This window comes from Pontiella agarivorans, assembly GCF_034531395.1.
GTDB lineage: Bacteria > Verrucomicrobiota > Kiritimatiellia > Kiritimatiellales > Pontiellaceae > Pontiella > Pontiella agarivorans.
On record NZ_JARVCO010000010.1, the window covers coordinates 1,179,889 to 1,193,352 of the forward strand.

General features: G+C 53.9%; 14 protein-coding genes. 6 read left to right on the plus strand and 8 right to left on the minus strand.

The window, feature by feature from the left end:
* Nucleotides 1-23 precede the first annotated feature (23 nt).
* Nucleotides 24-2,324 carry a Tex family protein gene (locus tag P9H32_RS12395; protein WP_322609213.1) on the minus strand — a complete coding sequence of 767 codons (2,301 nt, stop codon included), beginning with the start codon at nt 2,322-2,324 and terminating at the stop codon, nt 24-26.
* 153 nt (nt 2,325-2,477) lie between these two features.
* On the opposite strand from P9H32_RS12395, the gene P9H32_RS12400 reads away from it, so the two are divergent.
* Nucleotides 2,478-3,689, plus strand: coding sequence for a uracil-xanthine permease family protein (locus P9H32_RS12400; protein ID WP_322609214.1), 1,212 nt, complete (start codon nt 2,478-2,480; stop codon nt 3,687-3,689).
* A gap of 83 nt (nt 3,690-3,772) precedes the next feature.
* Here P9H32_RS12400 and P9H32_RS12405 read toward each other — a convergent pair whose 3' ends face one another.
* The 4 genes from P9H32_RS12405 to P9H32_RS12420 form a co-directional block, all read right to left on the minus strand.
* Complete coding sequence (locus tag P9H32_RS12405) at nt 3,773-4,234, minus strand: phosphatase domain-containing protein (RefSeq protein WP_322609215.1); 462 nt, start codon at nt 4,232-4,234, stop codon at nt 3,773-3,775.
* Between the two features lie 76 nt (nt 4,235-4,310).
* Nucleotides 4,311-5,966, minus strand: coding sequence for a glutamine--tRNA ligase/YqeY domain fusion protein (locus P9H32_RS12410; protein WP_322609216.1), 1,656 nt, complete (start codon nt 5,964-5,966; stop codon nt 4,311-4,313).
* Nucleotides 5,967-6,109: 143 nt separating this feature from the next.
* The gene (locus P9H32_RS12415; RefSeq protein ID WP_322609217.1) at nt 6,110-6,697 is read right to left on the minus strand and encodes a thioredoxin family protein; all 588 of its coding nucleotides are present in this window, start codon (nt 6,695-6,697) and stop codon (nt 6,110-6,112) included.
* Nucleotides 6,690-7,199, minus strand: a complete 510-nt coding sequence (locus P9H32_RS12420; protein WP_322609218.1) for a TlpA family protein disulfide reductase — start codon at nt 7,197-7,199, stop codon at nt 6,690-6,692. Before P9H32_RS12420 ends, P9H32_RS12415 begins: the two co-directional genes overlap by 8 nt.
* A 76-nt stretch (nt 7,200-7,275) precedes the next feature.
* Here P9H32_RS12420 and xth point away from each other — a divergent pair, with 76 nt between their 5' ends.
* Entirely contained in the window at nt 7,276-8,049 is a 774-nt protein-coding gene (xth, locus tag P9H32_RS12425; protein ID WP_322609219.1) for an exodeoxyribonuclease III, read from the plus strand.
* Nucleotides 8,050-8,100: 51 nt separating this feature from the next.
* On the opposite strand, the gene P9H32_RS12430 is transcribed toward xth, so the two are convergent.
* Complete coding sequence (locus P9H32_RS12430) at nt 8,101-8,979, minus strand: TraB/GumN family protein (protein ID WP_322609220.1); 879 nt, start codon at nt 8,977-8,979, stop codon at nt 8,101-8,103.
* A 189-nt stretch (nt 8,980-9,168) separates the two neighbouring features.
* On the opposite strand from P9H32_RS12430, the gene P9H32_RS12435 reads away from it, so the two are divergent.
* Nucleotides 9,169-10,020, plus strand: a complete 852-nt coding sequence (locus tag P9H32_RS12435; protein ID WP_322609221.1) for a mechanosensitive ion channel family protein — start codon at nt 9,169-9,171, stop codon at nt 10,018-10,020.
* A 74-nt stretch (nt 10,021-10,094) separates the two neighbouring features.
* Here P9H32_RS12435 and P9H32_RS12440 read toward each other — a convergent pair whose 3' ends face one another.
* Nucleotides 10,095-10,961, minus strand: coding sequence for a homocysteine S-methyltransferase family protein (locus P9H32_RS12440; RefSeq protein ID WP_322609222.1), 867 nt, complete (start codon nt 10,959-10,961; stop codon nt 10,095-10,097).
* Nucleotides 10,962-11,130: 169 nt separating this feature from the next.
* Between P9H32_RS12440 and P9H32_RS12445 the strand changes: the two genes are divergently transcribed.
* The 3 genes from P9H32_RS12445 (at nt 11,131) to P9H32_RS12455 (ending at nt 13,123) form a co-directional block, all read left to right on the plus strand.
* Entirely contained in the window at nt 11,131-11,988 is an 858-nt protein-coding gene (locus P9H32_RS12445) for a mechanosensitive ion channel family protein (protein ID WP_322609223.1), read from the plus strand.
* Nucleotides 11,989-12,065: 77 nt separating this feature from the next.
* Complete coding sequence (locus tag P9H32_RS12450) at nt 12,066-12,557, plus strand: 8-oxo-dGTP diphosphatase (protein WP_322609224.1); 492 nt, start codon at nt 12,066-12,068, stop codon at nt 12,555-12,557.
* Nucleotides 12,558-12,688: 131 nt separating this feature from the next.
* Entirely contained in the window at nt 12,689-13,123 is a 435-nt protein-coding gene (locus tag P9H32_RS12455) for a hypothetical protein (RefSeq protein ID WP_322609225.1), read from the plus strand.
* 91 nt (nt 13,124-13,214) lie between these two features.
* On the opposite strand, the gene P9H32_RS12460 is transcribed toward P9H32_RS12455, so the two are convergent.
* Nucleotides 13,215-13,427 (minus strand): cold-shock protein, encoded by a 213-nt coding sequence (locus tag P9H32_RS12460; protein ID WP_348534475.1) that lies wholly within the window; start codon nt 13,425-13,427, stop codon nt 13,215-13,217.
* Between the last annotated feature and the right edge of the window lie 37 nt (nt 13,428-13,464).

The window sequence follows — 13,464 nt, forward strand, 5'->3', positions numbered from 1 at the left end:
TGCCGGGGGCGCGGCGGGTTGGGCTACAAATCGGCAAACGGATTGTTCACGAAGCCGCGGGGTTTGGAGTCGCGGTTTTTCTGCTGCTGATTGGGATTCCGGCGCGGGTTCTGTCTCGGGTTGCCGCGCGGTTTTTTCCGATCATTGGAATTTTTCGGGGCGCCTTTCTTTTTAGCCGAGAGGGAAATGCGTTTGCGCTTCAGATCGACTTCGAGGACGCGGACTTCGATGCGGTCGCCCGCCTGCACAACATCGGCCGGATCTTTCACAAACTGGTCGGAGAGCTGTGAAATGTGCACCAATCCGTCCTGATGTACGCCGATGTCGACGAAGGCGCCGAAGGCGGTGACATTGGTGACAATGCCTTTCAGTTCCATGCCTTCCTTGAGGTCGTTCATGGTCATGACGTCTTCGCGGAAGCCGACGGCTTCAAACTGTTCCCGCGGGTCGCGGCCCGGTTTGTTCAGCTCGTCGATAATATCTTTCAGCGTCAGCTCGCCGACGTCGTCGGAAATATAGTTTGAGATCTTGATCTTTTTCACAACCTCGACGTTGCCGACCATTTTTTCCAACGGTTCGCCCAGATCTGCTGCAATCTGCTGAACGAGAGCATACCGTTCCGGATGGACGGCGGAGGCATCGAGCGGATTTTCTCCGCCGCGTACGCGGAGGAATCCGGCGGCCTGTTCGAAGGCGCGCGGCCCGAGACCGGAAACCTTCAGCAGTTCTTCCCGGGATTTAAAGGCGCCGTGTTCGTTGCGGTAGTTCACAATTTTTTTGGCGAGGCTGTCGCCGATGCCCGCGACGCGGGAAAGGAGGGGGGCGCTGGCGGTGTTCAGTTCCACACCGACGTGGTTTACGCAACTGACGACCACTTCATCGAGTTTATCTTTGAGCAGCTGCTGATAGACGTCGTGCTGATACTGACCGACGCCGATCGATTTTGGATCGACCTTTACAAGTTCGGCCAACGGATCCTGCAGCCGGCGGGCAATGGAAATGGCGCCGCGGATGGTGAGGTCCAGGTCGGGAAATTCTTCGCGCGCAATCGGCGAGGCGGAATAGACCGAGGCACCGGCTTCGCTGACGGATACCACGGAAATTTTCTGCTTCATTTCGCTGAGCAGGGATTTGACGAAGGCTTCGGTTTCGCGCCCGGCAGTGCCGTTGCCGACGGCGATGGCGAGCGGCGGGAATTTTTCGATAAATTCCGAGAGTTTGATTTTGGCCTGCTTCTCTTTTTCGGCGCCCTGGCCGAGATAGATCGTGATGGTGTCCAGATATTTTCCGGTGGCGTCGAGGGCCACGCATTTGCAGCCGGTACGCAGGCCGGGGTCGATGCCGATTACGGCCTTTTCGCCATACGGGGCTGCCAGCAGCAGGTTACGAAGGTTTTTCGCAAAGACCTCAACGGCCGAACGATCGGCTTTCATTTTCATTTCAACCGATACGTCGATTTCGACGCTGGTGGTGAGCAGGCGTTTGTAAGCATCGTGAATGGCTTTTTCCAACTCCTGGAAAAACGGGGACGCCGGGTTGGCCTGGGTCAGCTCTTTCATGCGTTCGATCTGTGGTTCGGCATCGATGCTCAGTTTGCGGCGCAGCACGCCTTCGGTTTCGCCGCGGCGGATGGCGAGGTAGCGGTGCGACGGGATGGCATCGATCGGCTGCGAAAAATCGAAGTAGTCTTTATATTTGGAGTTTTCATCTTTTTCGGATGAGAGGGCCGGCTGGGAAATGATGGAGCCGCTCTTGAAATAGGCCTCGCGGATCAGTGCACGGACTTCCGCCTTTTCGGCGATGAATTCAGCAACGATGTCGCGCGCGCCCTGCAGTGCGTCTTCCAGCGTCGGGACTTCTTTTTCCTCGTTGATGAATTTGGCCGCCTCCGCTTCGACGTCGCCGGAAGCGCCCTGTTCGAGGATCAGGTCGGCCAGCGGCTCCAGACCTTTTTCCCGGGCGATCATGGCGCGGGTGCGGCGTTTCGGTTTGTAGGGCAGGTAAAGATCTTCGAGACCGGTTTTGGATTGGCACTCCTCAATTTTCAGCCGCAGGTCATCCGTGAGTTTGCCCTGTTCCTCGATGGAGTTGAGGATGGTCTGGCGGCGGGATTCGAGCGTGTTGTAGTAAGAAAGCTTTTCCTGAATATCGGAGATCTGCACTTCATCAAGGTTGCCGTGCACCTCTTTGCGGTAGCGGGCAATGAAGGGCACGGTGTTGCCTTCAGCAAAAAGTTTGGCGACTGCCGAGACCTGACGGGCGGAAATGCCGAGGTCTTTCGAGACAAACGGTACGGGATCGAACGCGGAGCTTTCTGTTGTCATGTTGCGGAGTATCCTTATGTAATTCAAAGGGGGCGAGATTCCAAAATGCGACAATGGTCGTCAAGCTTATGCGGGTTCAGAATTTGTGATGCGGGCTTTTCCGGTGTGTTGGAATGTGTAGAATGCCGCGCAACTTTACAGGGGGTTTAAAAAATGCACGAAATTAACACGTCCAAAAAACTGATTTTGGGCATCCAGCATGTGTTTGCCATGTTCGGGGCAACCGTTTTAATGCCGACACTGACGGGGATGGATCCGAGTGTCGCACTACTGGCGGCGGGGATCGGCACCTTTATCTTTCATGGAGTGACCGGCGGTAACGTTCCGGTATTCCTGGGCTCGAGCTTTGCTTTTATCGGCGCGATCAAGGCCGTGGCCGGCGAGGACGGCAGCGGGTTGCCCGAAGCGCTGGGCGGTGTGATCTGCGCCGGTTTGGTGTATGTCATCATGGCGGGGATTGTACGACTCGGCGGGGCAGGAATTATCAAACGTCTTTTTCCGCCGGTGGTCACCGGTCCGGTGATTATGGTGATCGGGTTGTCTCTGGCTCCGATCGGGGTGGGTATGGCCTCGTCGGACTGGCTGCTTTCCGGGGTCGCGATCCTGACGATCATCGCGGTTTCGTGCTTTATGAAGGGGTTCTTTAAACTGGTTCCGATTCTGATCGGGATTTTTGTCGGCTATGCCCTGGCTGCGGCGCTGGGGCGGGTGGACTATTCGGCGCTCACGGAAGGTTCCGGTCTCTTTATCGGTGCCGAGAACTTCACGTTTCCGAAATTCAGCGCCGGGGCGATTGCAGCGATTATGCCGATTGCCATTGTGTCGGTGATGGAACACATCGGCGACATTACCACCAATGGTGCGGTGGTTGGTAAAAACTTTTTTGAAAAGCCCGGTCTGCATCGCACGCTGCTGGGCGACGGTCTGGCCACGATGGTCTCCGGGCTGTTCGGCGGTCCGCCGAATACGACCTATTCTGAAAATACCGGCGTGCTGGCCGTAACCAAAAACTATAATCCGTCGGTCATCCGCATTGCTGCGGGTGTAGCCATTCTGCTGGGTATTTTCAGCCCGGTCGGCGCGTTCCTGCGGACGATTCCGGTGGCGGTAATGGGCGGGGTGAGTTTTATTCTGTTCGGTATGATTGCTTCGGTCGGTATCCGCACCATCTCCAATGCCCAGCTCAACTTTAACCGCAGCCGCAATCTGATGATTGTGGCGTTGATTCTGGTTTGTGGTCTGGGCGGGGTGTCGTTCTCCATTGCGGGGGTGGAGCTGAAGGGCATCGGGCTGTCGGCACTTGTCGGCATGATTGCCAACCTGGTGCTGCACATCATTCTTCCGGACGATCCGGATAATGATTAATATCCGATAATTCAGTCATGGCTAAACACAGATGAACCCGGATTTTATTCCGTGTGAATCTGTGTTTTTTTATGCCGGATCTTTTACAGGGAGGCGATCAGTTTGCGCTGTTGTTCGGATTCGGCTTTGCCGCCGGCATCGGTGACGAGCGTGAGGGATTGGCCGAGGGCCGCGACGATACAGCTGGCCAGCGTGCCGGTGCGGCCGACGCCGCCTTTGCAGTGGATCATGAAGCTGGATCCGTTTTTAAGCTGTTCGGCCGTTTCGCGGGCCAGGTTTAAAAATGCTTTCGTGTCCTCCGGTACGCCGCCGTTTCCGATGGGAAAATGGATGAAACCGCAGGGCAGGGTATTGTTTTTGACGGCTTCGGCATAGTCGGGCGATTTTGCCTGAATTTCCTCCATGGGATTCAGGCAGACGATGTAATCAACCGAAGCCTTTTCCAAGGCCTGGAAACATTCGGCAAGCGGCTCCTTTTTTCCGGGCATGCTGTGCAGATAGAGCGCGCCGGGCAGATCGAGTTTTACTTTGCGGAGCGGATTCATCGTTTTAAATACAGCCGAAGCATCCAGCTCCGTTGCTGTTCAATGGTGTTCAACGGAGCTGGAAATATCGTCTGCGTTATTTTTTCCGCGGGGCGCGGAGGGTGAGGGTGCGGTTGAAGACCGGGCTTTCCGGGGTGTGATCTTTATCCGCGCAGAAATAGCCGACCCGTTCGAACTGGAAGCGGGTGCCGGGGGCGGCCTGCGCCAATATGGGTTCCAGTTTGGCGGTGATGGTTTCGAGCGAATCGGGATTAATGAAATCCTTGAAATCTTTCTCTTTGTCGCCCAGCGGATTTTCGACGGTGTAGAGGCGGTCGTAGAGCCGGACTTCGGCATCGACAGCATGTTTTGCGGAAACCCAATGAATGGTGGAGCGCACTTTGCGCCCGTCCGGAGCGGAGCCGCCTTTGGTTTCCGGATCGTAGGTGCAGTGCAGGACCGTGACGTTGCCGTCGGCATCTTTTTCGACGGAATTACAGGTGGCGAGGTAGGCTCCGCGCAGGCGGACTTCGCGGCCGACGGTGAAGCCGCGGAATTTGTTGGGAGCGTCGTCCATATAGTCGGTGCGTTCAATCCATAGTTCTTTGGAGAAGGGGACTGTACGGGTGCCGAGTTCTTCCTGCTGCGGATGGTTGGGCAGTTCAAAATTCTCTTCGAGCTCTTCGGGATAGTTTTCGATAATGACTTTGACCGGATCGACGACGGCCATAGCGCGCAGGGAATGCTCGTTGAGATCATCGCGGATAATCGATTCGAAGAGTTCGATTTCAGTGATGCCTTCATATTTGGTACAGCCGACGACTTCGCACAGTTTTTTGATGGCATCGGCGGTGAAACCGCGGCGGCGCATGCCGCAGAGCGTGGGCATGCGCGGATCGTCCCAGCCGGTGACATAGCCTTCGTTCACGAGCTGGAGCAGGCGGCGCTTGCTGAGCACGACGTAGGTGAGGTTGAGTTTGGAAAATTCAAACTGATGCGAGCGGAAGACATCGAGTTCTTCGAGGATCCAGTCGTAGAGCGGGCGGTGCACCTCGAATTCCATAGTGCACATGGAGTGGGTGACGCCTTCGATGGAGTCTTCGATGCAGTGGGCGAAGTCGTACATCGGATAGATGCACCATTTGTCGCCGGTGTTGTGGTGATGGGCGCGTTTGATGCGGTAGATGGCCGGATCGCGCAGGTGAAGATTGGGCGAAGTCATATCGATGCGGGCGCGCAGGACGCAGGCGCCGTCTTCGAATTCGCCGTTTTTCATTTTTTCAAAAAGCGCGAGATTTTCCTCGATGGAATTTTTCCGGCCGGGCGGTTCTTTGCCGGGTTCGGTGGGGGCACCGCGGTAGTCTTTGAATTCTTCGGAGGAGAGGTGGCAGACGTAGGCCTTGCCTTTTTTGATGAGGGCGACGGCGAGTTCGTACATGCGGTCGAAATAGTTGGAGGCCCAGTAGAGGTGCTCGCCCCAGTCGAAGCCAAGCCATTTGATGTCTTCCTGAATGGCATTAACGTATTCGATGTCTTCGGCTTCGGGATTGGTGTCGTCGAAGCGGAGGTGGCAGCGGCCGCCGTATTTCAAGGCGGTGCCAAAATCGAGCGTGATGGCTTTGGCGTGGCCGATGTGCAGGTAGCCGTTGGGCTCGGGAGGGAAACGGGTGACGATGGTCTGGTGTCTGCCCTCGGCGATATCGGCGTCGATGATGTCGTGAATAAAGTTTGTGGTTTTGATTTCGTCGCTCATGACTGCGCTTTCTGTACTTCAAATTCCGGAATTTCCACCCATTGGAAAAACAGCGCTCTTTATCCCTGATTCGGGCGGGTGAGGCAATCCATAAAAAAAGCCGCCCTCAGCAGTTTCGGGCGGCGTTTCCGGGGGCTGTAATTTTACGGGCGGAAATCGATGCCGCAACCGATGGATTTGGTGACCGGTTTTTTTATTTCTTCGCCGGCGAGCAGAGCATCGAGTGCATCTTTGAGCCAGATTTCATCGCCCACGGAACGACCGCCTTCCCCGACGGCACCTTTGTAGACGAGTTTGTCGTCAGCATCAAAAAGGAAAACTTCCGGGGTTTTGGTGGCGCCGAAACTGCGGGCAACTTCGGAAGAGGAGTCGGCGAGGAAGGGGAATTGATAGCCTTCTTCCCGGGCCATTTTTTTCATATTTTCAAAGGTATCGCCCTTTGCGTCGGGATCATTGGAATTAATGAAAATAACGCCGATGCCTTTTTTGGAATAGGTGTTGCCGATGTCGACCATGGTTTTCTGCCAGCTGAGCACTACCGGACAGCGACTGCTGGAGAACACGACGAGCGTACCTTTTCCGCCCTTCAGCTCGGAGAGGGTGAGGGTGGCGTCGTCGATACTCTGCATTTTCACATGCGTGGCGACAATTTCGTTGCCGATTTCCAGTGCCGCCGCGGAGGTGGCGATGCCCGCAGCGAGCAGAATTGCAGTCGTTGAACATTTAATCATGTGATCTCCTTTCCTTATTGATCAAGGTTTCGATGGTTGTTTGATATATTTCAAAGGATCGTTTTCCTTCCCATTCCTGGACAAGTTTTCCGTTGAAATAGAAAAAGGTGGCAGGCAGTGAGCCAGACCAGTCGGGCGAAAAGGTTTCGATGAAATCCTGATTGAGCTGGGTTGAAACACGGCTGCCGACGGGCGAATCGTTTTCAATGAGAAAACGGGTTACGGCCTGCAGGTCGTTGGGATCGTCGCCGGACACAAGCAGCACATCCAGTTCGGGATATGCCTTCATTACCTGTATCAACTCCGGAAATTCGTCTCGGCAGGGGGCGCACCAGGTGGCCCAGATGTGAACCATGGTGAGCGATTTTGAAGCACGTATTTCCGAGGCAATTTCGGCGGGGCTGGTGCGTGTTACTTCGGGCGTCGCTGCTTTGCAGGATGCCAGTGTAAGCGCCAGAATAGCTGTGCCGAATACAGATAATGGGAGCCGTGCTCTCTTCATTGTTTAATCCCTCTTGACAGGCTGGAGTGTATCCGACTTCATCGCGCGTACAATTTTAATTAACGGAAATAAAAACATGAAAATTGCCACGTTTAACGCGAATTCCATCCGGTCCCGCCTTCCGATGCTGCTCCAATGGCTGGAAGACCATCAGCCGGATATTCTGGGGATTCAGGAAACCAAATGTCAGGATGAGGATTTTCCGCTGGAGGCGATTCGCGATGCCGGTTTCCATGTGGCGTTTAAAGGGGAGAAATCCTACAACGGCGTGGCGCTGATCTGCAAAAGCGAGCCGCAGGAGGTGCGGTTTGGTTTTGATGACGGCGGGCCGGCGGATGAGACGCGTCTGATTCGGGCGGTGGTGGACGGGGTTTCGGTGGTGAATACGTATGTGCCGCAGGGCCGGGCGATTGATCATGTGATGTATAAATATAAGCTGGGGTGGTACCGTCGGCTGAAAAAAATGTTCGAGGCGGAATATTCCCCCGATCAGCCGCTGGCGTGGATCGGCGATATCAATATTGCGGTGGAGCCGATTGATGTAAATAACCCGGCGGGCAAGAAAAATGATCCATGCTACCACATCGATGCGCACAATGCGTTTCTTGATGTCTGTTCGTTCGGGTTTACCGATCTGCTTCGGAAGCACCATCCGGATGAAGAGATTTATTCCTTCTTCGATTACCGCGTGAAAAATGCTGTAGAACGCAATATGGGCTGGCGTATCGACTATGTGCTGACCACCGCTTCGCTCACGGAAAAGAGCCTGGCGTGCGACGTGGATCTGGAACCGCGAAAAATGGAGAAACCTTCCGACCACACGTTTGTGGTTGCAGAATTTGAGGGGTGATGTTTTAGACGCGGCGCGCCGGTTCTGCATCTCCCCGTTGCTCAAGCGGCGTCACAGTTGCTCGACGATGAACCCTTTTTTACGGAGCAGGTTGATAACGCCTTGATCGCCGGGCAGGTGGCCGGCCCCGACGACAACCATGTAGGTTTCATCTTTTCCGGCCATGGCAGACAGTTTTTTGGCCCAGGCCTTGTTCCGGTTGGTGATGAATTTTTTGTACTGTTCCGGATACGCCTTGAAGCTTTTGTTGATCAGAGTTTCCAGGGTCTGGAAATCGCCGGTTTCCCAGGCGGTGAGCAGGCGGTTTAAATCGTTTTCGAGCTGCTCCAGTTCCATAAGTGCGCGCCGTACAAATTCGTTAGGATTTTCCTCGGACAGGCTGTCGAACAGAGAAATCTGAAAATCGATGGATTCGAGTCCGATCACTTTTCGTCCGTCCGCTTTGGCCTTTTCATAAAAATAGCGGTCGAGCCCGAGGCTTTCGTCGAGCCCCATTTTTTTTATCTTCATGATGGTGAGGGTCATGGTGGCAAACCAGGGCTTGAATTGCTGAACGGCGGCCAGCGGCAGGCCGGCATCGGCGGCCACGGATTCGAGCTGTTGATAGGTTTCCGGAGCGAGGACGCTTTTCAGGGTGTCGGTCGGCTGCAGCATGGCAATGTTCATGATGAGCTGCTGGGTTTTGGGCGACAGCATTTCGCCCATATCCACCTCCAGCACAAGGGCGGTGGAGTTGGAGTAGGCCTGCTCAATGGCCGGGGCAAGGGGATAGTTGTCGGCTTTCAGCACATGGGCAGATCCCTGTAGGTAAAGTGTGCCTTTTTCGGATGTAGCTTTCCACAGTGTGCTTTTCGCCTGAACGGACTGCACAGACAGGATGAGAAGCAGGGTGAGTCCTGAAAGGATTGCGATCGGTTTGATGCGGTGCATGGGGGGGCCTCCATTGAAAAACAGAATAATACAGAATTCAAAGGTCGCGAAAAGGTCTAAGCGCGGAGTGGTGAGAGTTATTCCAGGTGTTGGAAAATTTATATTCTTGCGTGCTTTGCTCATGTTTCTATAATTCCCATCATAAATGAGTGCGGCAGGCGCAGTCATGAATTAATGGGAGTTATTACCATGGATACAAATGCAGTGGTAGCAGTACAAAACGATACCAGTTCGTTGATGGAGCAGGTGCAGACGATTGGTCTGGAATGGGGCGTGAAAATTATCACTTTCCTGCTCGTAATCATTATCGGGATGTGGATTGCAAAAGTGATCAAAAACTTCGTCGTGAAACTGATGCAGAAAAGGGATGTTGATCCAACGCTGACGTCGTTTCTGGCCAGTTTGCTACATTTCGCATTGAAAGCCTTTGTGGTCATTGCCGCGCTGGAAAAGCTTAATGTCAAAACGGCGTCCTTCATTGCGGTTCTCGGTGCCGCCGGCCTGGCGATCGGTTTGGCGCTTCAGGGTTCGCTGGCGAATTTTGCAGCGGGTGTACTGATGATTCTCTTCAAACCGATCAAGCTGGGTGACTTTGTCGAAGCCGGCGGTGCTATGGGCGGTGTTGAGGAAATCGGTATCTTCACCACGATTCTGAAATCACCGGATAACAAAAAGCTGATCGTTCCGAACTCCGCGGTCATGAGCGGTGTTATTACCAACTTCAATGCGAACGGCACCCGCCGTATCGAAATTGTTGCTGGAATCGGATATGACGATGATATTGATAAAGCTAAAAAGACCTTGGAAGATATTATTGCGGCTGATGACCGGATTCTTAAAGATCCGGCTCCGCAGATTGCTTTGTCTGAAATGGCGGACAGCAGTGTGAACTTTGTCGTGCGGCCGTGGGTTGAAGCGGCGGACTACTGGGGTGTTTATTTTGACACCTCGGAAGCGATCAAGAAAAAGTTCGACGAGAACGGAATCTCTATTCCGTATCCGCAGCGCGATGTGCATATCTACGAGCACAAAGATGGCTGATTTTCCAGTCATTGGAAAACGGAAAAAAAAGCCGGGGCATTGCTGCTCCGGCTTTTTTTTTACGGAATTGTCTTTTAGAAGGCGGCTTTCAGAGCGCGGATGAAATTCGGATCCGTTCCGCAGCATCCGCCGATGAAATCGGCGCCGGCATCCACCAGCGGGCGGGCGAATGCGGCAAATTCTGCGGCGGTGGTTTTATACACCGCTTTTCCATCTTTCATTTCGGGCAATCCGGCATTGCCTTTAATCCAGACGGGGCGGTCGGTCGTCGTTTTCATTTTTTCGGCCAGCTTCACAAATCCGGCAATGCCCTGTCCGCAATTTGAACCGATGATGTCCGCACCGGCCGCGGTTAATTCTTCCGTAGCCTGTTCAACAGGGGTTCCCATCATGGTGCGGTCCAGCTCGGCACCGGCGTCGTAGACCATCGAAACGCAGACCGGAAGGCCTGTTTCTTTCGCGGCCCGGAGTGCAATTTTTGCTTCTTCAAGATCCGACATGGTTTCTATCACCAGTCCATCTGCTCCGCCCGTCGCCAGTGCTTTGGCCTGAACGGAGAATGCGTTGAAAAGTTCCTCTTCTGTAACGTCGCCCATCATGAGCATTTTTCCGGTTGGCCCCATGGAGGCGAAAACGAGGGCGCGATCACCGGCGGCCTTTTTCGAGCATTCCGCACCGATCCGGTTGACTTCCTCCACCCGGCCGGCGAGACCGTGGCGTTCGAGTGTGAAGCGGGTTCCGCCGAAGGTGTTGGTGATAATGATGCGGCTGCCGGCATCGACATAGGCTTTAGCGACTGCTTCGACAATTTCCGGTTTTTCAAGATTCAGCGCTTCCGGTGAGTCGCCCGGTTTCAGGCCCTGTTTTTGGAGTTCTGTTCCCCACGCTCCGTCAATCAATACCGGTTTTTCGCCCAGCAGGGCGGTGATGGTTTCATGCATAATTTTCCCCTGGTTTCCAATGTTCGGAAGAAAAGTAGGGGAATCGGGCGGCAGAAACAATCGCGGGTTTCCAAGGGTTGGAAACAATCACCATACTTCTTGCTATTATTTTTAAAGATCAATAGCTTCGCGCATGGTTTAAAAATAACGCTAAAATGAGGAGAGTAAGGTGAATACAAATGCTGTCGAAGTCGCGGATGTGACGCAGAGTAATACAACGATCGTCGAAACCGTGCAGAGTATGGGGGTTGAATATGCCTATCGGATTCTCGGTGCGCTGGCAATTCTGATCATTGGCTTCTGGATTGCCAAAATGGTTAAAACGCTGATTGTGCGCGGGATGAAACACCGCAAGGTGGATGAGACGCTGATCAGTTTTACTGCGACGCTGCTTTATGTCGGGCTTAAAATTGCCGTCATTATTGCGGCGCTTGAAGCGCTGCAGGTGAAAACCGCATCGTTTATTGCGGTGCTCGGTGCCGCCGGTCTGGCTGTGGGTTTGGCGTTGCAGGGTTCGCTGTCGAATTTTGCGGCGGGTGTACTGATGATTATTTTCAAGCCGGTCAAACTCGGGGATTTTGTAGAGGTGAACGGGGTTTCGGGAACGGTGAAGGAAATCGGGATTCTGACCACGGAACTGGATACGCTCGATAACAAACATGCCGTGGTGCCCAACTCCAGCGTGATGTCCAATAATATTATTAACTACACCTATAATGATAAGCGGCGCGTTGATCTGGTGGCCGGCATCAGCTACGGCGATGATATTGATAAAGCCCGCTCAGCGATCGAAGAGGCGTTGGCGGAATTCGATGAAATTCTGTCCGACCCAAAACCGGATATTCTGGTGAAGGCCATGGCGGACAGTTCGGTCAATTTTGATGTGCGCCCGTGGTGTAAACCGGCCGATTACTGGACCATTTATTACGGGGTGACCGAGGCGATCAAAAAGAAATTTGATGAGCAGGGCATTGTTATTCCATTTCCGCAGCGTGATGTGCATATCTATGAGCACACAGCGGGCTGATTTTCCAGCCATTGGAAACTTGTATGGGTCTGCCGCGCCGGTCACACTGCGCGGCAGTTTTTTTCGGGAGATTACAGATGGTTGAAAAAGTCGGAGATGTGGATTGGGAAAACTGGGATCCGGTTGTGAAGGCTACGCTGCTTTTTGTGATTCAGGACGGACAGGTGCTGCTGATTCATAAAAAACGCGGTTTCGGGAAAGGAAAAATCAATGGTCCCGGCGGCAAGCTGGAAGCCGGTGAAACATGGCAGGAATGTGCTGTCCGGGAGACAGAAGAGGAGTTGTGCATCAAAGCACAGGGGGTGGAGTTTGCCGGAGAGCTTTTGTTTCAGTTCGCCGATATGTATTCCATTCACGGTTTTGTCTATACGGCTACGGGCTATGAAGGCGAACCGACCGAGACCGACGAAGCCGCGCCGATCTGGTGTTCGATCGATGATCTTCCGTTTGAGCACATGTGGGAAGATGATCATATCTGGTTCCCGTATATGCTCGAAGGGCGGCCGTTTACCGGCCGTTTTATTTTCGATGGCGACCGCATGCTTGATCATGTGATTGAGCTGGGGTAGACCGGAAATCATTTATGGCACGGGAGTTGCTTTTTATTTTCTGGCAGCAGCGGGCATGTGCCATATTTACGCATCAAATTCAGTTGCATGGATTTAGTTCGGGGGTAGGGTGCCCTCACTTTCGGGAGAATATGATGAAAACATTTTTGAAAATAACCAGTTTGGCCGTCAGCGGAGCGTTGCTGGCCGGGTGCGCCTCAATCAACGGAGCGGACGGCCCGCACGGACCGGAGCTGGTTTCCAGAGGTTATGCGACCGATCGCGGATCGTATGCGGAAGTGGGTGTGAGTTTTTCCACGGCCGGCGATTTTTTTGCGGTGGTGAATCCGAACCGCTGGAAAAATCCGATCAAAACCGGCGGCAGTCTTTCGTGGGTCAATCCGGTGGCGTGGAGCGATGACGCCGGACGAACCGGCCGTATTCTGCTGGGCGAAGCCGTAGTGGTCGGCGGAGTGGCTGCTGTTGCTGCCGGTGGCGGAGGTGGCGGCGGTGGTTCCAGCACCCCGTACGGTCCTGGCGAAAGTCCGGACGAGCCCGGAGGCGGTGGACGCCCGACATCTAAATAATTTGCCCGAGGGCCGGCACAAAAAAATCCAAGGGTTGGAAAACGGTTTTTCCAACCTTTGGACGGTTTCGAATTAAGTTGCCGAACGACGTTTAGTCTACGGTGACGTTGGTGGCCTGCGGGCCTTTCTGACCGGCTTCAACGTTGAAAGAAACGTTCTGGCCTTCGACCAGCGTACGGCGACCTTCCATGTTGATGGCGGTGAAGTGAACGAACACATCGTCTCCGGTTTCGCGGGCAATGAATCCATAGCCTTTTTCATCATTGAACCACTTAACCGTACCGGTTTCGATTTGGTCTGACATACTACTTTTACTCCTTGCGGCCGTTACCGGCCTGATT

Bases quoted from the DNA above. Each gene is read 5' to 3' on its own strand.
- P9H32_RS12395 (WP_322609213.1), bottom strand. From the start codon at position 2,324: ATGACAACAGAAAGCTCCGCGTTCGATCCCGTACCGTTTGTCTCGAAA.
- P9H32_RS12400 (WP_322609214.1), top strand. From the start codon at position 2,478: ATGCACGAAATTAACACGTCCAAAAAACTGATTTTGGGCATCCAGCAT.
- P9H32_RS12405 (WP_322609215.1), bottom strand. From the start codon at position 4,234: ATGAATCCGCTCCGCAAAGTAAAACTCGATCTGCCCGGCGCGCTCTAT.
- P9H32_RS12410 (WP_322609216.1), bottom strand. From the start codon at position 5,966: ATGAGCGACGAAATCAAAACCACAAACTTTATTCACGACATCATCGAC.
- P9H32_RS12415 (WP_322609217.1), bottom strand. From the start codon at position 6,697: ATGATTAAATGTTCAACGACTGCAATTCTGCTCGCTGCGGGCATCGCC.
- P9H32_RS12420 (WP_322609218.1), bottom strand. From the start codon at position 7,199: ATGAAGAGAGCACGGCTCCCATTATCTGTATTCGGCACAGCTATTCTG.
- xth (WP_322609219.1), top strand. From the start codon at position 7,276: ATGAAAATTGCCACGTTTAACGCGAATTCCATCCGGTCCCGCCTTCCG.
- P9H32_RS12430 (WP_322609220.1), bottom strand. From the start codon at position 8,979: ATGCACCGCATCAAACCGATCGCAATCCTTTCAGGACTCACCCTGCTT.
- P9H32_RS12435 (WP_322609221.1), top strand. From the start codon at position 9,169: ATGGATACAAATGCAGTGGTAGCAGTACAAAACGATACCAGTTCGTTG.
- P9H32_RS12440 (WP_322609222.1), bottom strand. From the start codon at position 10,961: ATGCATGAAACCATCACCGCCCTGCTGGGCGAAAAACCGGTATTGATT.
- P9H32_RS12450 (WP_322609224.1), top strand. From the start codon at position 12,066: ATGGTTGAAAAAGTCGGAGATGTGGATTGGGAAAACTGGGATCCGGTT.
- P9H32_RS12455 (WP_322609225.1), top strand. From the start codon at position 12,689: ATGATGAAAACATTTTTGAAAATAACCAGTTTGGCCGTCAGCGGAGCG.
- P9H32_RS12460 (WP_348534475.1), bottom strand. From the start codon at position 13,427: ATGTCAGACCAAATCGAAACCGGTACGGTTAAGTGGTTCAATGATGAA.